The 22,929-nt window shown below is 68.3% G+C and carries 15 protein-coding genes; 3 read left to right on the top strand and 12 right to left on the bottom strand.

From position 1 onward, the window contains the following. Window positions 1-136: 136 nt before the first annotated feature. The 8 genes from dxs to ngcE form a co-directional block, all read right to left on the bottom strand. Entirely contained in the window at window positions 137-2,059 is a 1,923-nt protein-coding gene (dxs, locus tag FGF04_RS05330; protein WP_149510058.1) for a 1-deoxy-D-xylulose-5-phosphate synthase, read from the bottom strand. Between the two features lie 296 nt (window positions 2,060-2,355). Continuing rightward, a complete protein-coding gene (locus tag FGF04_RS05325; RefSeq protein WP_149510057.1) occupies window positions 2,356-3,648 on the bottom strand; it encodes a sugar ABC transporter permease in 1,293 nt (430 codons plus the stop codon). Continuing rightward, window positions 3,645-4,439, bottom strand: a complete 795-nt coding sequence (locus FGF04_RS05320; protein ID WP_149510056.1) for an ATP-binding cassette domain-containing protein — start codon at window positions 4,437-4,439, stop codon at window positions 3,645-3,647. The genes FGF04_RS05325 and FGF04_RS05320 overlap by 4 nt, the downstream gene beginning before the upstream one ends. A gap of 213 nt (window positions 4,440-4,652) precedes the next feature. Next, window positions 4,653-5,762: a substrate-binding domain-containing protein gene (locus FGF04_RS05315; RefSeq protein WP_149510212.1), complete on the bottom strand. Its 1,110-nt coding sequence runs from the start codon at window positions 5,760-5,762 to the stop codon at window positions 4,653-4,655. Window positions 5,763-5,895: 133 nt separating this feature from the next. After that, window positions 5,896-7,095, bottom strand: a complete 1,200-nt coding sequence (locus tag FGF04_RS05310; protein ID WP_149510055.1) for an ROK family transcriptional regulator — start codon at window positions 7,093-7,095, stop codon at window positions 5,896-5,898. Window positions 7,096-7,291: 196 nt separating this feature from the next. Next, a complete protein-coding gene (locus FGF04_RS05305) occupies window positions 7,292-8,209 on the bottom strand; it encodes a carbohydrate ABC transporter permease (RefSeq protein ID WP_149510054.1) in 918 nt (305 codons plus the stop codon). A gap of 37 nt (window positions 8,210-8,246) precedes the next feature. Continuing rightward, a complete protein-coding gene (locus tag FGF04_RS05300) occupies window positions 8,247-9,170 on the bottom strand; it encodes a carbohydrate ABC transporter permease (protein WP_149510053.1) in 924 nt (307 codons plus the stop codon). A 91-nt stretch (window positions 9,171-9,261) separates the two neighbouring features. Next, window positions 9,262-10,710, bottom strand: a complete 1,449-nt coding sequence (gene ngcE, locus FGF04_RS05295; protein ID WP_149510052.1) for an N-acetylglucosamine/diacetylchitobiose ABC transporter substrate-binding protein — start codon at window positions 10,708-10,710, stop codon at window positions 9,262-9,264. 683 nt (window positions 10,711-11,393) lie between these two features. On the opposite strand from ngcE, the gene FGF04_RS05290 reads away from it, so the two are divergent. Then, entirely contained in the window at window positions 11,394-15,131 is a 3,738-nt protein-coding gene (locus FGF04_RS05290) for a GH92 family glycosyl hydrolase (protein WP_149510211.1), read from the top strand. A 511-nt stretch (window positions 15,132-15,642) separates the two neighbouring features. On the opposite strand, the gene FGF04_RS05285 is transcribed toward FGF04_RS05290, so the two are convergent. Beyond that, on the bottom strand, window positions 15,643-18,477 hold the full coding sequence (locus FGF04_RS05285) for an aconitate hydratase (RefSeq protein WP_149510051.1): 2,835 nt from the start codon (window positions 18,475-18,477) through the stop codon (window positions 15,643-15,645). Window positions 18,478-18,830: 353 nt separating this feature from the next. On the opposite strand from FGF04_RS05285, the gene FGF04_RS05280 reads away from it, so the two are divergent. Further along, window positions 18,831-19,025 (top strand): DUF4236 domain-containing protein, encoded by a 195-nt coding sequence (locus FGF04_RS05280; protein ID WP_149510050.1) that lies wholly within the window; start codon window positions 18,831-18,833, stop codon window positions 19,023-19,025. Window positions 19,026-19,098: 73 nt separating this feature from the next. After that, the gene (locus FGF04_RS05275; protein ID WP_149510049.1) at window positions 19,099-20,628 is read left to right on the top strand and encodes a helix-turn-helix domain-containing protein; all 1,530 of its coding nucleotides are present in this window, start codon (window positions 19,099-19,101) and stop codon (window positions 20,626-20,628) included. 179 nt (window positions 20,629-20,807) lie between these two features. Here the strand turns inward: FGF04_RS05275 and FGF04_RS05270 are convergent, their stop codons facing one another. The 3 genes from FGF04_RS05270 to FGF04_RS41985 form a co-directional block, all read right to left on the bottom strand. Further along, entirely contained in the window at window positions 20,808-22,028 is a 1,221-nt protein-coding gene (locus FGF04_RS05270; RefSeq protein ID WP_149510048.1) for a tyrosine-type recombinase/integrase, read from the bottom strand. 86 nt (window positions 22,029-22,114) lie between these two features. Next, complete coding sequence (locus FGF04_RS05265; RefSeq protein WP_149510047.1) at window positions 22,115-22,420, bottom strand: helix-turn-helix transcriptional regulator; 306 nt, start codon at window positions 22,418-22,420, stop codon at window positions 22,115-22,117. A gap of 173 nt (window positions 22,421-22,593) precedes the next feature. After that, entirely contained in the window at window positions 22,594-22,875 is a 282-nt protein-coding gene (locus tag FGF04_RS41985) for a helix-turn-helix domain-containing protein (RefSeq protein WP_188113969.1), read from the bottom strand. Window positions 22,876-22,929: the final 54 nt, after the last annotated feature.

Raw genomic sequence — 22,929 nt, 5'->3', positions numbered from 1 at the left:
GTCGTCCCCGACATGATCAGGAGGGGGCGTGGTCCGTATGCCCCGGCACGTGGGTTTTAGCGCGAATGGGCCGGTTCCACCACCGTAAAGGGTGCGGGAACCGGCCCACTCAGGCGTGTCGCCGTGCGGGTGCGGATCAGTCGCGGGCGGGCTCCGCCGTGGCGTGGGCCTGCTCGTACCGTCCGTCGAGCTTGGAGACGAGGCCGGTGACCTGCCGGGCGATGTCCGGTGCGGTCAGGCCGATCTCGGTCATGACCTCCTTGCGGGAGGCGTGGTCGAGGAAGCGCGGCGGGATGCCGAAGTCGCGCAGGGGCACGTCCACCCCGGCGTCGCGCAGGGCCTGGGCGACGGCGGACCCGACGCCGCCGACGCGGGAGTTGTCCTCGACGGTGACGACCACGCGGTGCCGCTCGGCGAGCGGGGCCATGGCCTCGTCGACGGGCTTGACCCAGCGGGGGTCGACGACGGTGGTGGAGATGCCCTGCCGGTCGAGCAGGCCGGCGATCTCCAGGCACATGGGGGCGAGGGCGCCGACCGAGACGAGGAGCACGTCCGGGGTGTCGGTGCCGGGCTCGCGCAGGACGTCCATGCCCCCGACGCGGCCCACGGCGGGCACGGCGGGGCCGACAGCGCCCTTGGAGAAGCGGACCACCGTGGGGGCGTCCTCGACCTGCACGGCCTCGCGCAGCTGGGCGCGGACCTGGTCGGCGTCGCGCGGCGCGGCCAGCCGCAGGCCGGGGACGACCTGGAGGATCGACATGTCCCACATGCCGTTGTGGGAGGCGCCGTCGGTGCCGGTGACGCCGGCCCGGTCGAGCACGAAGGTGACGCCGCACTTGTGCAGCGCCACGTCCATCAGGACCTGGTCGAAGGCGCGGTTGAGGAAGGTCGCGTAGACCGCGAAGACGGGGTGCAGGCCGCCGGTGGCGAGGCCGGCGGCCGAGACGGCGCCGTGCTGCTCGGCGATGCCGACGTCATAAATGCGGTGCGGATAGGCGTCCGCGAACTTCTTCAGGCCGACCGGCTGCAGCATGGCCGCGGTGATCGCGACGATGTCCTCGCGCTCCTGGCCGAGCGCGACCATCTCGTCGCCGAAGACGGAGGTCCAGTCGGCGCCCGAGGCCTTGACCGGCAGGCCCGTGTCGGGGTGGATGGGGCCGATGCCATGGAAGCGGTCCGCCTCGTCGCTCAGGGCGGGCTGGTAGCCGCGGCCCTTCTCGGTGAGGCAGTGCACGATGACCGGGCCGCCGAAGCGCTTGGCGCGGGTCAGCGCGGACTCCAGGGCCTCCATGTCGTGCCCGTCGATGGGGCCGACGTACTTCAGGCCGAGGTCCTCGAACATGCCCTGCGGGGCGATGAAGTCCTTGAGGCCCTTCTTGGCGCCGTGCAGCGTCTCGTACAGGGGCCTGCCGACGACCGGGGTGCGCTCCAGGAAGTCCTTGCCGCGGGCCAGGAAGCGCTCGTAGCCGTCGGTGGTGCGCAGGGTCGCCAGGTGGTTGGCGAGGCCGCCGATGGTGGGCGCGTACGACCGCTCGTTGTCGTTCACGACGATGACGAGCGGGCGGTCCTTGGCGTCGGCGATGTTGTTCAGCGCCTCCCAGGCCATGCCGCCGGTGAGCGCCCCGTCGCCGATGACCGCGACGACGTGGTGGTCGTCCCTGCGCAGCACCTCGTTGGCCTTGGCGAGGCCGTCGGCCCAGCCGAGGACCGTGGAGGCGTGGCTGTTCTCGATGACGTCGTGCTCGGACTCGGCCTGCGAGGGGTAGCCGGACAGGCCGCCCTTCATCTTGAGCTTCGAGAAGTCCTGGCGACCGGTGAGCAGCTTGTGGACGTAGGACTGGTGTCCGGTGTCCCACAGGATCCGGTCCTTGGGGGACTCGAAGACCCGGTGCAGGGCGATCGTGAGCTCGACGACGCCGAGGTTGGGGCCGAGGTGGCCGCCGGTCTTGGACACCGCGTCGACCAGGAAGGTCCTGATCTCGTCGGCGAGCTGGTCCAGCTGCTCCAGGCTGAGCCGGTCCAGATCGCGCGGTCCCTTGATGCGGGTCAGCAGCGGCACCCGTGCCTCCTTGCGTGCGGTAGAGCGGTCGAGCTTCCCGGGCCTGTCGAGTCTAATGTTCCGTCTTTCGCGGTGACGCCCGGGCTGTGCGTCGTACATCACGCGATCGGCCGTAGGACACCCAGCCCCTCACCTCCCCCCAAACGCCCCAACCAACCCAAAAGTGCCCGGCACCATAAAGGCACCGGACACCAGGGCGCCCCTTAAGGGGCGCGGGGAACTGCGCGACCAGCCACGACGGTCCGCAGTCCCCGACGAACAGCAAGCCCCACCACCGCCGGGGCAAGCGAAAACCGCTACGCGCGCCCCGCCGTCTTCTGCGTCTTGCGCGTGATCGAGTCGATCACCACCGTGGCCAGCAGCACACCACCGGTGATCATGTACTGGACCGGCGTGGCGATGCCCTCCAGGGCGAGGCCGTACTGGATCGAGGTGATCACCATGACACCGAGCAGCGCGTTCCACGTACGCCCGCGCCCGCCGAAGAGGCTGGTGCCACCGATGACGGCGGCCGCGATGACGTTCATCAGGAGGTCACCCGCACCGGCGCTCTGGTTGGCGGCCGCGATCTTCGAGGCCCAGAACAGACCGCCGACGGCGGCAAAGAAGCCCGCGAGGGCGAAGACCGAGATGCGGATCGCGGTGACGTTGATACCGGCACGGCGGGACGCCTCGACGCTGCCGCCGAGCGCGAAGATCTTGCGGCCGTAGCCGGTGCGGCGCAGCACGAAGTCCGTCACGACCAGGACCAGGACGAAGAGCAGCAGCGCCAGCGGCAGGCCCTTGTACTGGTTGAACATGATCGCGGCGGCGAACGCGACGACCGCGAGCAGCACCGTGCGCATGATCAGGTCGCCCAGCGGCCGGGACGGGATGCCCGCGGCCTCGCGGCGGCGGCTGTCCAGGAAGCTGGTGACGAAGAAGAGCACCACGGCGACCAGCGCGAGGCCGTAGGCGGCCGCGACGTCGGAGAAGTAGTACGTGGTCAGGTTGCCGACCACGCCGTCGCCGTCGATGTTGATGGTGCCGTTCTCGCCCAGGATCTGGAGCATGAAGCCGAGCCAGAACAGCAGGCCGGCCAGCGTGACCGCGAAGGCCGGGGCACCGATCCGGGCGAAGAAGAAGCCGTGCAGCGCGCCGATGGCCGCACCGCTGACGAGGGCGATGAGGACGGCGAGCCACTCGTTCACGCCGTGCGTGACGCTCAGCACGGCGGTGATGGCGCCCGCCACACCGCTGACCGAGCCGACCGACAGGTCGATCTCGCCGAGCAGCAGCACGAAGATGATGCCGACCGACATCATGCCGGTGGCGACCATCGCGACGGCGATGTTGTTGAGGTTCTCGGCCGAGAGGAAGGCCGAGTTCAGGCTCTGGAAGATGATGCAGATGACGATCAGGCCGAGGACGACCGGGACGGAGCCCAGGTCGCCGCCCTTCATCTTCCGCTTGAACTCGCCGACGTAGCCGGCCAGGCCCTGCTCGCGCACGAGCAGCCGGGGGTCGACCACGGTCACCGCGGCCGCGGCGGCCTCGGGATTGGCGACGGCGTGCTCGTCCGAGGTGGCGGAGGTCTTGTCGATGCTCACTTCTGAGCCTCCCCGTTGCTGCTGCGCGCCGCACGGCGGGTCACGGCGTTGTCCGTGGCACCGGTGATGGCGGAGATGATCTCTTCCTGCGAGGTCGCCTTGACCTCGAAGACACCGTTGTTGCGGCCGAGCCGCAGCACGGCGACCTTGTCCGCGACGGCCTTCACGTCGGCCATGTTGTGGCTGATGAGGAGGACGGCGTGGCCGCGCTCGCGCAGCCGCTCGACCAGGTCGAGGACCTGGGCGGTCTGCTCGACGCCGAGGGCGGCGGTGGGCTCGTCGAGGATGACCAGCTTGGGCTCACCGAGCATGGAGCGGGCGATGGCCACGGTCTGGCGCTGACCGCCGGAGAGCGAGGCGATCGGGATGCGCACGCTGGGGATGCGGATCGACAGCGTCTGGAGCAGCTCGCGCGAGCGGCGCTCCATCTCGACCTCGTCCAGGATGCCGCGCTTCTTCAGCTCACGGCCCAGGTAGAGGTTGCCGACGACGTCGATGTTGTCGCACAGCGCGAGGTCCTGGTAGACGGTCGCGACTCCCAGGTTCTGCGCGTCGTGCGGCTTGTTGATCTGGACGGCCTTGCCGTCCCATTCGATGACACCCTCATCGATGGGGTGCACGCCGGCGATCGTTTTCACCAGCGTGGACTTTCCGGCGCCGTTGTCGCCGACCAGGGCGACCACCTCACCGGCGTGGATCTCAAGCTCTACGTCGGTGAGCGCCTGGACGGCACCGAACCGCTTCGAGACCCCGCGCAACGCCAGAACAGGCGTAGCGGACACGTTGACCATCTCCTTCGCCGCCTGACCCGGCGGGAGGTTGTGCAGCAGAATTCGGGGGGAGTGTTCCGTCCGGCGCCCCGCCCTAGCTGCGGGGCTGGTGGATGCGGGGCGCCGGAGGGGCTTGTCGGTACGACTGTCCCTGGCGGGCCGGTGGCCCGTACGGAGTTCCGGCTTCCCGGGCTCCCGTACTCGGTAAGGGACGTGCCATGACCTGACGCGGACCTAGTTCAGGCCGGCCTTGCTGCAGGCAGACTTGAACTTGGCGGTGCAGATCTCGTCCAGCGTGTAGATGCCGTCCTTGATCACGGTGTCGTTGATGTTGTCCTTGGTCAGCGAGACGACCGGGACGAGCACCGACGGGACGCCCTTGGTGGTGGGGCTGTCGACCGAGTCCTTGGCGATGGAGTCGAGCTTCTCGCCCTTGGCGAGGGCGACGGCCATCTGCGCGGCGACGTCCGCCTCCTGCGGGTAGGACTTGTAGACGCTCATGAACTGCTCACCCGCGACGATGCGCTGCACACCGGCGAGCTCGGCGTCCTGGCCGGTGACGGGCGGCAGCGGGGAGACGCCCGCGGCCTTCAGGGCGGTGATGATACCGCCGGCCATGCCGTCGTTGGCGGAGTAGACGCCGACGATCTTGGTCTTGCCGATCGCCGAGATGGCGCCTTCCATGTTGGCGTTGGCGTTCTCCGGCTTCCACTCCTTGGTGTCGTACGACTTGGCGATGTCCACCTTGCCGTCGAGCTCGGAGAGCGCGCCCTTCTTGAAGAGGGCGGCGTTCGGGTCGGTGACCGCGCCGTTCATCATGACGATCTTCGCGGAGGGCTTGGCCTTGTCGCCCAGGGCCTCCAGGAGCGCCTTGCCCTGGACGCGGCCGACCTCTTCGTTGTCGAAGGAGGTGTAGGCGTCGATCGGGCCCTCGGCGAGGCGGTCGTACGCGACGACCGGGATGCCGGCGTCCTTGGCCTTCTTCACGCCGTTGGCGATGGCCTTGGAGTCCACCGCGTCCACGATCAGCACGTCCACCTTGTTGGTGATCATCGTGTCGACCTGCTGGGACTGCGTGGTGGCGTCCTGCTTGGCGTTGGCGTAGACGACCTCGCCCTTGTCGTTCGTGAGCTCCTTGACCTTCTTCTCGATCAGGGGCTTGTCGAACTTCTCGTACCGAGCGGTCTGGTTCTCCGGAAGCAGGAGACCGACCTTGATGTTGTCGCCCTTGGCGGCGGACTTCGAGGAGTCGTCGCCCTTGTCGCCGGACTCCTCGGCGCTGCCACAGGCAGCCAGCGAGACGGCCATCGCACCAGCGGCAACGGCAAAGGCGGCGCGACGCATACGCGTGTTCACTTCAGAAACCTCCCTGACGAGGCCGCGACGTTGCGGCCGAGGTGGCTGGAAGTCAACTCGGCCGTTAGTGCGACGTCAAGAAGTAAATCCTTAACGGAATGGCAACGCTGCCATCCGTTCTCTAAGTGAAGGCAGGTGTGGCGGCAGTGAGCGACCCGTCCAAAAGGGTCGAATCGCCCATCTCGCTGAGGGCGAGCGCGAGGGCCCCGAGGACCTCCGCCCGACCGCCAAGTGCCCCTGGGAGAACGGATAGTTGACGCGCCGCACTGGGGATCGCATAGCGGCCGACGGACTCCCTGATGGGTCCGAGCACGAGCTCTCCGGCCTCGGCGAGATCACCGCCGAGCACCACCCGGCTCGGGTTGAGCAAGTTGCACAGATTGGCCACCCCGCTTCCGATGTGCCGGCCGACGTCGGCGATCACCCGACGGCAGCCGGGGTCTCCGTCCCGCGCCAGCCGCACGACACCCTCCATGGTCAGATCGGTTCCGTGACTGGACTGGAGCAGCGGCAGCACGTACCGGGCGGCCGTGAAGGTCTCCAGGCAGCCCCGGTTGCCGCAGCGGCAGACCGGACCGGACTCGTCAAGAGTAATATGACCGATTTCTCCCGCTGTGCCACCTGGACCGCGGTAGATCTTGCTGTCGATGACGAGTCCGGCGCCGACACCGCTGGCCACCTTGATGTACGCGAGGTCCCTGACGCCCCTCCCGCTGCCCCAGACGAGCTCCCCGAGGGCTCCGAGGTTGGCGTCGTTGTCGACGTGCACGGGGACGCCCAGGCGCCCCTGGAGCTCCTCCGCGGGCCTGGTGCCGGTCCACCCCGGCAGGATCGACGTGGAGCCGAGCGTGCCGGACTCGACGTCGATGGGCCCGGGCACGCCGAGACCCACCCCGGCGATCTTCGTACGGTCCACCCCGGTGGCCGCGATGAGGCGGCTGACCAGCTGTTCCGCCCGGTCGAAGCCCTGCGCGGCGGAGGCGTCCACGTCGAGCGGCTCGGACTCCTCGGCCAGCACCTGGTGCGCGAGGTTGCCCACCGCGACGCGCAGGTGCGTATGGCCGAAGTCCACACCGATGACGATGCCGGCGTCGCCGCTGAGGCTGACACTGCGGGCCCTGCGGCCACCCGCCGAGGTGGGGGTGACGGTGACCGTGCCGCCGTCCTTGAGTTCCCGCACGATGTTGGAGACCGTGGCCGCGGACAGCCCCGTCGTCCTCGCGATCTCCGCCTGCGTGAGCGACCCGGCCAGGCGTACCGCACGTACGACCCGTTCGAGATTGGCTCGGTGCAGCGACGACTGCGACCCCGGAGTCTCCACGACGACCTCCTGCGTACGGGGCCGCCTCGGTGAGGCCCCGTCTATGTCCAACTAGTGAACTCTAAGCTGAGCCGTTTGGGTCGCCTCCCGTCAAGAGGTTGAGCAAAGGGGGTACGCGGCCGGGCCCGCTCACGGCGCGGTGGCCCCGTACGCCATTACGGGACCACCCTCGCAAACCGAACCGACGCCCCGAGCGCTACTTGAGCGCCCCCGCCGTCAGCCCCTGGACCACCTGGCGCTGGAAGACGATGTACGCGGCGAGCACCGGCAGCATCGCCATCACCAGGCCCGCGAACAGCCCCGACCAGTCGCCCTTGTAGCCCTGGCTGACGGCGAGCTGGACGAGGCCCTGGGTGAGCACCTTGTTCTCCGGTTCGGTGTTGAGCACCGTCGGCAGCAGGTACTGGTTCCACTGGCCCAGGAAGTTGAAGATCGTGATGCTGATCAGGCCGGGCTTGGCCATCGGCAGCATCACCTGGAAGAACGTCCTGGTGTGCGAGGCGCCGTCCACGAAGGCCGCCTCGGCCACCGAGGTCGGCAGGGTGCGGAAGAAGGACGTCATGAAGAACACGGTGAACGGCAGCGAGTAGCCGATGTAGACCAGGATCAGCCCGGGCAGCGTGTTCAGCAGCGAGAGGTTCTGCATGACGTAGAACAGCGGCACCAGCGCCAGGATGATCGGGAAGCTCATCCCTCCGATGAAGAGGAAGTAGATGAAGCGGTTCCCGGGGAACTCGAAGCGCGCGAGGACGTAGGCCGCCATGGAGCCCAGCAGCATGGTGCCCAGGAGCGAGAACCCCACCACGATGATCGTGTTGAGGAAGTAGTCGCTCATGTTCGCCGAGGTCCAGGCGCGCGACCAGTTGTCGAAGTGCAGCGAGTCGGGCAGCGACCAGGGCGAGCTGAAGATCTCCTTGTCCGTCTTGAAGGAGGTCATCACCGCCCAGAGCAGCGGCATCGCGACCATGAACGCCCACAGGATCAGGAACCCGTGCGAGAAGACGTTGAGCGTCCTGCCGGTGGCCTTCTCCTGCGGCGCGGGTGCGGGCGCCGTCTTGGTGACGGGTGGCCGCTCCCCCGTGGTGTCGGCGGGAGGCGTGTCGGTCGTCTTCATGCGTGGCCTCCTCGCGGCGCGGTGAGCTCGGTTCGCATCAGTACTCCAGCCGCTCGCGCCGGCCCAGCTTCATCACGACCGCCACGAACAGCAGCGTCACGAGGAGCAGGGCGACACCGATCGTCGTCGCGTAGGCCGCCTGGCCGTCGCGGAACGCCTTCTGGTAGACGTACAGCGGCAGGACGGTCGTCGAGTAGTCGGGACCGCCGGGGCCCACGGTCATGATCTGCACGACCGCGAAGGACTCGGCGCCGAGCGCCAGGATGCCCACGTAGGCCCAGCCGGACTGCACGGTGTCCCAGAGCAGCGGCAGGGTGATCTTGAAGAAGGTCGTGATGCGGTTCGCGCCGTCCAGCAGCGCCGCCTCGTAGTAGTCCTTGGGAATGGAGGCCATTCCCGCGGAGAAGAGCACCACGAAGAATCCGACCGTGCACCAGACCAGGACCGCGAAGATGCACCACAGGGCGAGGTCCGGGTCGCCGAGCCAGTCGGGCTGCAGGCTGTCCAGACCGATGGCTTTCAGGAACGAGTTGATCGCACCGCTGTTGGGGTTGTACGCGAACTGGAACAGCAGCGCGACGATCGCGATCGACAGCACCTGCGGAAAGAAGTACACCACCTTGTAGAAGGCGGAGCCGCGGACGCCGGCGATCGCGGCATTCTTCCGGCGCCGTCCGCCGACATTGAGCATGAAGGCGAAGAACAGCGCCAGGGTGAGGGTCACCAACGGCAGCAGCACGACCAGCATCACGCTGTGCTGCAACGACTTCCAGAAGACGTCGTCGTCCCAGAGTCTCGTGTAATTCTTGAAGCCCACCATCTTGAACTCGGGGCTGAGACCGCTCCAGTCCGTGAACGAGTAGTAGATGGACTGGATGAAGGGCCAGATGACGAACAGGCCGTAAATGGCCAGGGGGGCCGTCAAGAACCCCACGATGAAACGGTATTTGCCGTGTTGCATTCCTACCGACCCGATCTTCCCGCGGGGGCTGCCGTCGACGCCGCACAACGAGAGCCGGGGCCCCGGAAGGAATCCGGGACCCCGGCCGCGCTCACTGGTGCTTGTAGTGCTGGATGCTGTCGTCCTTGGCCGCCTCGTCGGCGTAGCCCTGGATCTTCTTGATGGCCTCGACCGGGGTGAGACGTCCGGCCATCATCTCGCCGAGGCCGCCGACGCCGATCTTCTCCTTCTGCAGCGCCACGTACCAGTCCTGGATGCGCGGGTTGACCACGTTGTCGCCGGCCTTGTCCAGGGCCGCGACACCCGACTTCAGACCCGGCGTCAGCTCGATGCCGTCGGTGCCGCCGTTGAAGGCCGTCAGCGACTTGACGGTGGAGGTGAAGTTCTTCGACGAGGCCTCACCGAGCATGATGCGCAGCTGCTCCATGCCGCCCTCGGTGTTCTTGGCCTTGGCGGGGACGATGAAGGGCTCGCCGCCCGAGGCCCAGATGGTCCCGAAGGGCATCTTGTCCGAGCTGTCGATGCCGCTGGGCGCGTTCACCGCGAGGTCGAAGTCCTTCGGCATGGTCTTCGCCGCCTCGTTCTCCACCCAGGAGCCGTTGGGGATGAAGAGCGCCTTGCCCTCGGTCCAGGCGGTCTGGGACTGGATGTGGTCCAGGCCCGGGGTGCCCTTGAGGATGTAGCCCTTCTTGTAGAGCTCGTAGTACGCCTCGAAACAGGTCTTGACGGCCGGGTGCTTCCAGGCGTTCGGCTCCAGGTTGTCGATGGCGTCGAGGACCTCGCGCCCGCCGACCTTGGCGATCATCGGGTAGAGCGAGAAGGGGATGTAGTACGGGTACTTGCCCGCGTACGTCCAGCCCGCGATGCCCTTCTTCTTGGCCTTGGCACAGACCGCGAGCATGTCGTCCCAGGTCTGCGGGTACTCCGCGTCGAGGCCGTCCAGCGCCTTCTGCGAGTACCAGACGCCGTAGACCGTGTACGCGTAGTACATGATCCAGACCGGGTCGCCGTCGAACTGGCCCATCTCGATGATGCCGGGGCGCAGGGTGTCGCGGACCTTCTTGGCCGGGTCGTCGATCGAGGGCGCGTCCAGCAGCGGGGTGAGGTCGGCGAGCTGCTTCTTGCCGACGAGGACGCCCATGTCCATCTGCTCGGCGCCCGAGTTGTCGATCAGGTCGGGCGGGGTGCCCTGGTTGAAGCGGGGCTGCAGGACCGACTGGATCTTCTGGGTGGAGGAGAACTTGACCTTCGCCTCGGGGAAGTTCTTCTCGTAGACCGCTTTGGCGTCCTCGGCGTACTTCGTGCCGAAACCGCCGTCGAAGATGACGATCTCCAGCGGCGCGCTCTCGTTGACGGCGAGCGGATTTTCCTTGGTCTTCTTGCCCTTGTCGACCTTTTCGTCACTGCCGCTGTCACCGCTGGCACACGCCGACAGGAAACTCATGGTGGGTACGGAGATCAGACCGAGCGCGGCGGACCGCTTGATCAGGGCGCGGCGGCCGACACCCTCGCGGTCGTTGTGGGCGGAAGTGGATCCCATGCTCAAGTCCTCGCCTTCATTCAGGACTCAGGCGGTGAACCGGACCCTCCCCGGCACCGCGGTTGGTACTGCATTACCCGGGGACAACCCCCGGCCCCCCGGCAGGAAGAACAAGTCGGACGGATTGCCCGGCGCCGTTGCGGGAGACGTCAGTAGAGCTGGATCGTGCCTGGAATACCGGGAGCCGCGGAATGCACGGCATGTCGCCGCCTCCCCTCGCCCCCGGCCTCTTCCCGTCCGCCACGTCGAACGACTGGGCGGACGCCGACAGGTATAGTCCACTTCCCGCCAGCGGAGCAAGATCGAATGCACAGTTGGCCGACACTCTTTCCCGAAGTGAGACCTCGCGGAAATATGAGCTGCCCGGAGGGGTTGTCCACAGGCGCTCATCAGGCAACGATCAGTGCCCGGACAGGAAGCCGACAGGCGGGCCCCGGTGGGTCCGCTCTTCGGGCTGCCCGCGCCACCCCCGTACGCCGCATCCAACACCCTTGACATCACGAGTCACTTGGCGCACTACTGGAGCTTGCGCAGTGAAGTTGACAACGTTGTCCAGGCGCACGTGACAGGGAGGGTGCTGGCGCATGCACCACAGATCTCGGCAAGGGTCTCCGCACAGATCCCGGCTCGGAACCCGCCAGGGGTGGGGTTCCACGGCGGTCCTCGGAGCGGCCGCCTTCGCACTGGTGGTGGCCTCGCAGGGCGCCGCCGTGGCCCGTCCCGGCCAACCGGCGGCCGCGGACAAGGAGTTCGGTTCCTCCTTCGAGGCGGGTGAGCCGGCACCCGACTGGCTCAACACGGTCGACACCTCGCCCGGCGGCGCCAAGCGCGCGTCGGGGGTCGACGGCGGCTACAGCACCGGTATCCCGGGCAACGTGACCAACCACGTCACGGACGTCCGCGCGAGCGACGAGAACACCGGCGGCGGCGAGGTGAAGGAGAACCTCGCGGACGTCGAGCCCGGCACCAAGTGGCTGACCTTCGAGCCCACCGGCTGGGTGGAGTTCGAACTGGACGCCCCCGTCAAGCTCGTCACGTACGCGCTGACGTCGGCCAACGACGCCGACGAGCGCGACCCCGCCGACTGGACCCTGCAGGGCTCCACGGACGGCAAGGACTGGAAGACCCTCGACAGCCGTACGGGTGAATCCTTCGCCGAGCGGTTCCAGACCAAGTCGTACAAGCTCGCCGAGCCGGCCGAGTACCAGCACTTCCGGCTCGACATCACCAAGAACCACGGCGCGGACATCCTCCAGCTCGCCGACGTCCAGTTCTCGACCGGCGACGACGAGAGCCCGGTCCCCGAGGACATGCTCTCCCTGGTGGACCGCGGCCCGAGCGGCTCCCCGACGGCCAAGGCCGGCGCGGGCTTCACCGGCAAGAAGGCCCTGCGCTACGCGGGCACCCACAAGGCCGAGGGCCGCGCCTACTCGTACAACAAGGTCTTCGACGTGAACGTGGCCGTGGGCCGCGACACCGAACTGGCGTACCGGATCTACCCGTCGATGGCGGACGGCGACCTGGACTACGACGCCACGAACGTGTCGGTGGACCTCGCCTTCACCGACGGCACCTACCTGAGCGACCTGCGCGCCCAGGACCAGCACGGGTTCGCGCTGACACCGCAGGGCCAGGGCGCCGCGAAGGTGCTGTACGTCAACCAGTGGAACGACGTCACCTCGCGGATCGGCTCGGTCGCGGCCGGCCGGACGGTCGACCGCATCCTGGTCGCGTACGACTCCCCGAAGGGGCCCGCGAAGTTCCGCGGCTGGCTCGACGACGTGAAGCTGAGTGTGCAGAAGCCCGAGAAGCCGAAGGCGCACCTCTCGGACTACGCCTCCACCACCCGCGGCACCAACTCCAGCGGCGGTTTCTCGCGCGGCAACAACTTCCCCGCGACGGCCGTGCCGCACGGCTTCAACTTCTGGACGCCGGTGACCAACGCCGGCTCGCTGAGCTGGCTGTACGACTACGCGCGCGGCAACAACGCGGACAACCTGCCCACCATCCAGGCGTTCAGCGCGAGCCACGAGCCGAGCCCGTGGATGGGCGACCGGCAGACCTTCCAGGTTATGCCCTCGGTCGCGTCCGGCACCCCGGAGACCGGCCGTGAGGCCCGTGCGCTGCCCTTCAGCCACGAGAAGGAGACGGCGCGCCCGTACTACTACGGCGTGACGTTCGAGAACGGGCTGCGGACGGAGATGGCGCCCACCGACCACGCGGCGGCCATGCGCTTCACCTTCCCCGGTGACGACGCGAACGTTCTGTTCGACAACGTCACCGACCAGGCGGGCCTGACCCTCGACAAGGAGAGCGGCACCTTCACCGGCTACTCGGACGTCAAGTCCGGCCTGTCGACGGGCGCCACCCGGCTCTTCGTGTACGGGACCTTCGACGCGCCCGTGAAGGACGGCGGCTCCTCCGGCGTCAAGGGCTACCTGAAGTTCGAGCCCGGCGCCGACCGCACGGTCACCCTGCGCATCGCCACCTCCCTCATCAGCATCGACCAGGCCAAGGACAACCTCCGCCAGGAGATCCCGGACGGCACGTCCTTCGACCGGGTGAAGTCGCGCGCGCAGCAGGCGTGGGACCGGATCCTCGGCAAGGTCGAGGTCGAGGGCGCGACCCCGGACCAGCTGACGACGCTGTACTCCAGCCTCTACCGGCTGTACCTGTACCCGAACTCCGGCTTCGAGAAGGTCGACGGCAAATACCAGTACGCCTCGCCGTTCTCGCCGATGCCGAACCCGGACTCGCCGACGCACACCGGGGCGAAGATCGTCGACGGCAAGGTGTACGTCAACAACGGCTTCTGGGACACCTACCGGACGACCTGGCCCGCCTACTCGCTGCTGACGCCGAGCCAGGCCGGTGAGATGGCCGACGGGTTCGTGCAGCAGTACAAGGACGGCGGCTGGACCTCGCGCTGGTCCTCGCCCGGCTACGCCGACCTGATGACCGGCACCTCCTCGGACGTGGCGTTCGCGGACGCGTACGTGAAGGGCGTCGACTTCGACGCGGAGTCGGCGTACGACGCGGCCGTGAAGAACGCGACCGTGGTGCCGCCCTCCTCGGGCGTGGGCCGCAAGGGCATGGCCACCTCGCCCTTCATCGGCTACACGAGCACCGACACGCACGAGGGCCTGTCGTGGGCGCTGGAGGGCTACCTCAACGACTACGGCATCTCGAAGATGGGTGAGGCGCTCTACGAGAAGACCGGCAAGAAGAAGTACAAGGAGGAGTCCGCGTACTTCCTCAACCGCGCCCAGGACTACGTCAACCTCTTCGACGCGAAGGCCGGCTTCTTCCAGGGCCGGGACGCGAAGGGCGACTGGCGCGTGGACTCCGAGAAGTACGACCCGCGCGTGTGGGGTCACGACTACACGGAGACCAACGGCTGGGGCTACGCCTTCACCGCCCCGCAGGACTCGCGCGGCCTGGCCAACCTGTACGGCGGCCGCTCGGCGCTCGCCGAGAAGCTGGACACGTACTTCAGCACCCCGGAGACCGCCTCGCCGGACCTCAAGGGCTCCTACGGGGGCGTCATCCACGAGATGATCGAGGCCCGCGACGTACGGATGGGCATGTACGGGCACTCCAACCAGGTGGCCCACCACGTGAACTACATGTACGACGCGGCCGGCCAGCCCTGGAAGACCCAGAAGAACGTGCGTGAGGTCCTCTCGCGCCTCTACACGGGCAGCGAGATCGGTCAGGGCTACCACGGCGACGAGGACAACGGCGAGCAGTCGGCCTGGTACCTCTTCTCCTCGCTCGGCTTCTACCCGCTCGTGATGGGCAGCGGGGAGTACGCCATCGGGTCGCCGCTGTTCACCAAGGCGACCGTGCACCTGGAGAACGGCCGCAAGCTGGTCGTGAAGGCCCCGAAGAACAGCGCGAAGAACGTCTACGTGCAGGGGCTGAAGGTCAACGGCAAGTCCTGGAAGTCGACGTCGCTCCCCCACTCGGTCATCTCGCGCGGTGCGGTGCTGGAGTTCGACATGGGCCCGAAGCCGTCCTCGTGGGGCACCGGGAAGAACGCGGCGCCCGTGTCGATCACGCAGGGCGACGAGGTGGCGGCGCCCAGGGCCGACCTGGTGAAGGGCGGGGGCGCGCTGTTCGACGACACGTCGGCGACGAACGCCACCGTCGCGTCCGCGGACCTGCCGACCGCCGACCCGGCCAAGGCCGTCCAGTACACGCTGACGTCGGCCGACGCCGCCAAGGCCCCGAAGGGCTGGGTCCTGCAGGGCTCGTCCGACGGGACCACATGGAAGGACCTCGACAAGCGCTCCGGGGAGTCCTTCGCCTGGGACCGGCAGACGCGGGCCTTCTCGGTCCCGAAGCCCGGTACGTACGCGAAGTACCGTCTGGTCCTCGACGGTGAGGCGACCCTGGCGGAGGTGGAACTGCTGGGCTGACCCCCGGCCCGACGCTCACGCGCACCGCACGGCACCGGTTACGGCAGGACGGTAACCGGTGCCGTGCGGTGTCCGGCCCGCGCCGGAACCTCAGAAGCCCCTCAAGCTTCCAACTGGATTGGTTGCGCTGTCCGTTGGAGGAGTAGAGTCGGTCGCAGACCACCGGACAACGTTGTCGCATCGTCCGGGCGGTCGTCTCGGACCACGCTCCGCCCGGCCAGGCTCCCCCCGACCTGCCCGGCTCGCGGACCCGGTGGATCACGACCACCGGGTCCGCCCTGAGCGAGCCGCGTCCCGCGAGGTGGCGTGCGCAGGGGATGTGCATGGGGTGGGAGCGCCCCCGGGGACGGGTTCCGGTCCGCCAGGGTGGGAGCGCTCCCACCCCACGTGCCGTCGAAGCTAGCGCGCGGTGGTGCACATGTAAACGGCTGACGCGCGAGGGCCGCACCCCCGCTTCGGGGGTGCGGCCCTCAACTGCTTGCCGTGCCGCCTGTCCGGCGGGCCGTGCTGCCTACTTGCGGATCAGGCTGCGCAGGACGTACTGCATGATGCCGCCGTTGCGGTAGTAGTCCGCCTCGCCGGGGGTGTCGATGCGGACGACCGCGTCGAACTCGACGCCGGTGTCGGTGGTGACCTTCACCGTGCGCGGGGTGGTGCCGTTGTTGAGCTCCTCGACACCGGTGAAGGAGAAGGTCTCCTCACCCGTGAGGCCGAGGGACTCGGCGGTCTCGCCCTCCGGGAACTGGAGCGGCAGGACGCCCATGCCGATGAGGTTCGAGCGGTGGATGCGCTCGTACGACTCGGTGATGACGGCCTTGACGCCGAGGAGCGCGGTGCCCTTGGCGGCCCAGTCGCGGGACGAGCCGGAGCCGTACTCCTTGCCGCCCAGGATGACGAGCGGGATGCCCTGCTCGATGTAGTTGCGCGAGGCGTCGTAGATGAAGGAGACGGGGGCGTCGTCCTGCGTGAAGTCGCGGGTGTAGCCGCCCTCGGTGCCCGGCGCGAGCTGGTTGCGCAGGCGGATGTTGGCGAACGTGCCGCGGATCATGACCTCGTGGTTGCCGCGGCGCGAGCCGTAGCTGTTGAAGTCACGGCGCTCGACGCCGTGCTCCGTGAGGTACTTGCCGGCCGGGGTGTCGGCCTTGATGGCACCGGCCGGGGAGATGTGGTCGGTGGTGACCGAGTCGCCCAGCTTGGCCAGCACGCGCGCGCCGGTGATGTCGGAGACCGGGGTGGTCTCCATCGTCATGCCCTCGAAGTACGGGGGCTTGCGCACGTAGGTGGACTGCGGGTCCCACTCGAAGGTGTCGCCGGTGGGGATCGACAGCGCCTGCCACTGGGCGTCGCCCGCGAAGACGTCCTGGTAGGACTTGCTGAACATGTCCTCGCCGATGGCGTTCGCCACGACGTCGTTGACCTCGGCCTCGGTCGGCCAGATGTCCTGGAGGAAGACCGGCTTGCCCTCGGTGTCGGTGCCGAGCGCGTCCTTGGTGATGTCCACCTTCATGGAGCCCGCGATGGCGTACGCGACGACCAGCGGCGGGGAGGCCAGGTAGTTCATCTTGACGTCGGGGTTGATCCGGCCCTCGAAGTTGCGGTTGCCGGAGAGCACCGAGGTGACCGCGAGGTCGTTGTCGTTGACGGCCTTGGAGACCTCCTCCGGCAGCGGGCCGGAGTTGCCGATGCAGGTGGTGCAGCCGTAGCCGACGAGGTTGAAGCCGACCTTGTCGAGGTAGGGGGTGAGCCCCGCCTTGTCGAAGTAGTCGGTGACGACCTTGGAGCCCGGGGCGAGCGTGGTCTTGACCCACGGCTTGCGGGTCAGGCCCTTCTCCACGGCCTTCTTCGCGACGAGCGCGGCGGCGACCATGACGTACGGGTTCGAGGTGTTGGTGCAGGAGGTGATCGCGGCGACGGTGACGGCGCCGTGGTCGAGCTCGTACGTGGAGCCGTCGGGGGCGGTCACGGTGACCGGGTTCGACGGGCCCTCGCCCGCGACGACGGCCGAGTGCTGCGGGGCACCGGAGCCGTTGTCGTCGTGGCCGTAGGCCGGGGCGTCGCTGGCCGGGAAGGACTCGGCGCTCGCCTCGTCCACCGGGGAGGCCACGCCGTGCGGCTTCTCCTGCTGCGGGACGCCCGGCTTGCGGTCGTCGCCGCCGGTGACGCCGGCCTCGACGTAGTTGAGGACGTCGGCGCGGAACTGCTCGGCGGCGTTCGCGAGGACGATGCGGTCCTGCGGGCGCTTCGGGCCGGCGATCGAGGGGACGACCGTGGAGAGGTCCAGCTCCAGCTTCTCGGAGAAGTCGGGCTCGGCGGCCGGGTCGAGCCAGAGGCCCTGCTCCTTGGCGTACGCCTCGACGAGCGCGACCTGCTGCTCGTCGCGGCCGGTCAGGCGCAGGTACTTCAGCGTCTCGCCGTCGATCGGGAAGATCGCGGCGGTGGAGCCGAACTCCGGCGACATGTTGCCGATGGTGGCGCGGTTGGCGAGGCTCGTGGCCGCGACGCCCTCGCCGTAGAACTCGACGAACTTGCCGACGACGCCGTGCTTGCGGAGCATCTCGGTGATCGTGAGCACGAGGTCGGTGGCGGTGGTGCCGGCCGGCAGCTCGCCGGTCAGCTTGAAGCCGACGACGCGCGGGATCAGCATGGAGACCGGCTGGCCGAGCATCGCGGCCTCGGCCTCGATGCCGCCGACGCCCCAGCCGAGCACACCGAGGCCGTTGACCATGGTGGTGTGGGAGTCGGTGCCGACGAGGGTGTCGGGGTACGCCTGGCCGTTGCGGGTCATGACGGTACGGGCCAGGTGCTCGATGTTGACCTGGTGGACGATGCCGGTGCCCGGCGGGACGACCTTGAAGTCGTCGAACGCGGTCTGGCCCCAGCGCAGGAACTGGTAGCGCTCCTTGTTGCGGCCGTACTCCAGGTCGACGTTCTGCTTGAAGGCGTCGGGCGTGCCGAACTTGTCGGCGATGACGGAGTGGTCGATGACCATCTCGGCCGGGGAGAGCGGGTTGACCTTCGCCGGGTCGCCGCCGAGCGCCTTGACGGCCTCGCGCATGGTGGCGAGGTCGACGACGCAGGGCACGCCGGTGAAGTCCTGCATGATCACGCGGGCCGGCGTGAACTGGATCTCCTGGCTGGGCTGGGCCTGCGAGTCCCATCCGCCGAGCGCGCGGATGTGGTCGGCGGTGATGTTCGCGCCGTCCTCGGTACGGAGCAGGTTCTCCAGCAGGACCTTGAGGCTGTACGGAAGGCGGGCCGAGCCTTCCACCTTGTCCAGCCGGAAGATCTCGTACGACTCGTCGCCCACACTGAGCGTGCTACGGGCGTCGAAGCTGTTCGCCGACACGACAGTCTCCTTCATTGATGTGCGCGTACCACCGCATCCTGCCGCCACGCCCTCTTGGCCGATCCGGTGAGGTCAGGCTAAGTTAGGTAACCCTTACCGGCCATGTGGCGGTCCGGGCGGCTGCGGCATGCCCCGGCAGATATCTCGATGTCGAGATAACTCTAGTACATGACCGTCGCACGGTCATGCCCGGAGGGTGTGTCCTGCGGCGCACGCATGCCCGCTCCCGGCCCCCGCGACGCCCGCGAGCCTGCCCCGGGACCGAACATGCCCACGTCGCACGGCCGTTCGGCGTACCGACCGGCATCCGGGGTATCCGGGAGCGGACGACAGTGGACGAGAAGGAGGCCCCCGTGCCGCTCACATTCCGCAAGAGCTTCCGGATCCTGCCCGGCGTACGGCTGAACATCAACAAGAAGTCGTGGTCCGTCACCACGGGCGGCAAGAACGGCCCCAAGCACACCCACAGCAGTACGGGACGCCGGACGACCTCGATGGACCTGCCCGGCCCCTTCGGCTGGCGCAAGACCACCACCAAGCGCCGCTGAGGCGTCGTCGCCCCGCTCACCCTGAAGGACCCCCTCAGGATGCGGCATCTCATATCTGAGATAGCCTGCGGACATGGCAGACGACTACCTCGTACGCATCGGCAAGCTCATCCGTGACGCCCGTCAGCATCGGGGCTGGACACAGACGCAGCTGGCCGAGGCGCTCGGCACCAGCCAGAGCGCGGTCAACCGCATCGAGCGTGGCAATCAAAACATCAGCCTTGAGATGATCGCTCGAATCGGTGAGGCGCTGGACAGCGAGATCGTCTCGCTCGGCTACGCGGGACCGATGCACCTGCGCGTGGTCGGCGGACGCCGGCTCTCCGGTGCGATCGACGTGAAGACCAGCAAGAACGCGTGCGTGGCGCTGCTCTGTGCGACGCTCCTGAACCGGGGCCGCACGGTGCTGCGCCGCGTCGCGCGCATCGAGGAGGTGTACCGCCTTCTGGAGGTGCTGGGCTCCATCGGCGTACGCACCCGGTGGATCAACGACGGCGTGGACCTGGAGATCGTGCCGCCGGCCGAGCTGGACATGGCGTCCATCGACGAGACGGCGGCCCGCCGCACCCGCTCCATCATCATGTTCCTCGGCCCGCTGCTGCACCGCATGGACGGCTTCAAGCTGCCGTACGCGGGCGGCTGCGACCTCGGTACGCGCACGATCGAGCCGCACATGATCGCGCTGCGCCGGTTCGGCCTGGAGATCGCGGCCACCGAGGGCATGTACCACGCACGGGTGGACCGCGGGGTGACCCCGGGCCGCCCCATCGTGCTGACCGAGCGCGGCGACACGGTGACCGAGAACGCGCTGCTGGCCGCCGCCCGCCACGACGGCACGACCGTCATCCGCAACGCCTCCTCCAACTACATGGTCCAGGACCTCTGCTTCTTCCTGGAGGCCCTCGGCGTCCGGGTGGAGGGCATCGGCACCACGACGCTCACCGTGCACGGCGTGCCGACCATCGACGTCGACGTGGACTACTCGCCCTCCGAGGACCCGGTCGAGGCGATGAGCCTGCTGGCCGCCGCGGTCGTCACGGAGTCCGAACTGACCGTGCGCCGGGTGCCGATCGAGTTCCTGGAGATCGAGCTGGCGGTCCTGGAGGAGATGGGCCTCGACCACGACCGCACGGCGGAGTACGTCGCCGACAACGGCCGTACGCGCCTGGTGGACCTGACCGTGCGCCCCTCCAAGCTCGAAGCCCCGATCGACAAGATCCACCCCATGCCGTTCCCGGGCCTGAACATCGACAACGTCCCCTTCTTCGCCGCGATCGCGGCCTCCGCGCAGGGCCAGACGCTGATCCACGACTGGGTGTACGACAACCGCGCGATCTACCTGACGGACCTGAACCGCCTCGGCGGCCGCCTCCAGCTCCTCGACCCGCACCGCGTCCTGGTCGAGGGCCCCACCCGCTGGCGGGCCGCGGAGATGATGTGCCCGCCGGCCCTGCGCCCCGCGGTGGTCGTCCTGCTGGCGATGATGGCGGCGGAGGGCACGTCGGTGCTCCGCAACGTCTACGTGATCAACCGCGGCTACGAGGACCTGGCGGAGCGGCTGAACTCGGTGGGGGCACAGATCGAGATCTTCCGGGACATTTGACGCGCCGGTGCCGCCGCACCCCATCTGACCAGCCGAAACGCTGGGTCGGAGGGGCGCGGCGGCACCCGTGGGACTTCTCTGGGACTTTGAGACCATGACGACCGCGCTGGGAGGGCTGCCACCGCGGACGGGGCGTCGTGACCGCTCCGGCCGCCAGACGTCACGCAGTCGCTGCGGCGCTACGAGAAGACCGCGTCGATGGCGGCGCTGCCCCGGGCACCCGCGCGGGGCAGGAAGTGCGCGTACTTCCGGAGCGTGAACCCCGGGTCCGAGTGTCCGAGCCATCGGGCGAGCGACACGACGGACTCGCCGGCCTCCAGCTGCTCGGAGGCGTAGAAGTGGCGCAGGGCGTGGAAGCCGTGCTCCCGGGAGGGCTCCCAGACACGCGCCCCGTCCGGAGCGCTTTCCTCCAGAGGCGCGATGACGCCGGCCTCAGCGAGAGCGGGCTTCCAGACGTAGGAGTTGAAGTAGTTCCGGTTGATCGCCTTCCGCTCGCGTCCGGTCACCATGAGGTTGTACGTCCTCGGCCGACGGTGCTTGGCCTCCACGGCAGTCTGCGGAGGGGTCGGATCGTCCCAGGGCAGGGTGACCGGCACGGGCGCGAAGAGATCGAGGTGCCGCCAGACCGCCTTGGCGACGCTCGGAGGAAGCGGCACGTCACGGACCTTGCGCCCCTTGGGCAGCGCGAAGCACAGCTTCGTCCGCACCATCTTGACCTGCCGCCGTACCTGAACGATCTCCTGGTCGAAGTCGAAGTCCTCCTTGGCCAGACCTAGCGCCTCGCCCTGCCGGAGCCCGAGGCCCGCACCGATCTCCACAAGGAGCCGGTACCGCTCAGGCAGAGCTGCACGTACGGCGAGCACTCGCTCGGGCGGCCACGCTTCGACCCGCCCGGGGGCCGCTGCCGGAGGACGGACGGTGCTGGCTCGACACGGATTGCGCCCCAGGCGACGGTCCTCGACGGCTGCTTGCAGGATGCTGGACAGCGTCGCCCACACCAGGCGGATGGAGGTCGGGCCGAGGTCGCTCTCCAATCGCTTCTTCCAGCTCCGCAGGACCTGCGTCCCGACGCTGTTGAGCGGCAGCGCGCCGAGGTGGGGCACGATGTGCCGCCGAACCCGCTGCTCAATGCGCTCCAAAGTAGAGGGATCGCCGCTCTGGGTAGGCCACCAGTGGGTAGAGATGTAGTCCCCCAAAGAGATGGCTCCGTCGCGCGGATCGACGAACTCTCCCCGGCGGGCATCCGTCTGGGCCTGCGCAAGCCACGTCTTGGCATCCTGAAGGGCGTGGAAGGACCGGTCCTTGACGCCGGGGACGCCTTTGACCCGGTAGCGGGTCGACTTGCCGTACAGGGTCGTACGTTCACGCTTGCCCGTGGCCGGGTTGGGGCGCTTCTTCAACCAACGGTCTTCTATGTAACCGGGCAGGGAAACCTCCTGGTGGGAAGAGGCCAGCGGATGCCCGCTGCCTCGCGACTTTGGACGTGTCAGGCGTCGGCGACGCGGCCGGCCTTGTGCCGCCGGGGTGTGGCCAGAGGGTTCAACGCGGAGTTCGAGCGGGAGTCGGAGCGCTCCTGCTCACGGATCCAGGCGTCGAGGGCCCTCCGTCGGTACATCACGCGGCCGCGAGGACCCATGCGGAAGCTGGGCGGCCCCTGACGCCGGTGACGCCGGACGTAAAGGGTGTGCGGGGACAGGCCGAGGTATTCGGCAGCGCCTTTCACAGTGAGGAAGGCGGAAGCCTGAGAAGCCGGCGAGGAAACAGGTAGAGCAGAAGACGAATCGGAAGGCATGGCCAACTTTCCACTGGAGCTGCAATCACGCGCATGCGTTCCACTGCGGGCCCGCCCGAAGAACCTCTCAAGCAAGAAACACAGCGACGGGGCACCCGAAACGGAAAGACGTGATTGCCGGGGACGCTCCATGGTCCGGAGAATCGCCGGTTTGGCCAACCGGCGATCGTCGGCTATATTCCCCCGCCGTCCACTCGGGGACGCGTACCGGCATCACCGAGGAGTGCCTGGGGAGCTACGCCGAGAGCAGCGGCGATGGCCACGAGGTCGTCGACGTCGCAACGGCGAACTCGCCTTTCGATGCGGGAGAGTTGGGTGAAGGTCAGGGGCCGGCCGAGGGCGGTGACGCGGTCGGCGAGTCGGCGCTGCGAGTAGCCGCGCGTAGTGCGCAGGCGCTCTATGGCGTGTGCGGCGGCTTGTCCGGCGGGGCCGATTTCGAGAGGGCGTGGCGGCATGGGTGTGTTGTAGCTTGCTTTCCCCAGCGGGGGAAGCGGTGTGGTGTCTGCCAT

The sequence above is a fragment of the Streptomyces apricus genome (assembly GCF_008369065.1).
GTDB lineage: Bacteria > Actinomycetota > Actinomycetes > Streptomycetales > Streptomycetaceae > Streptomyces > Streptomyces apricus.
Note: the sequence above shows the minus strand (reverse complement) of the source record. Positions and strands in the feature narration are given on the sequence as shown.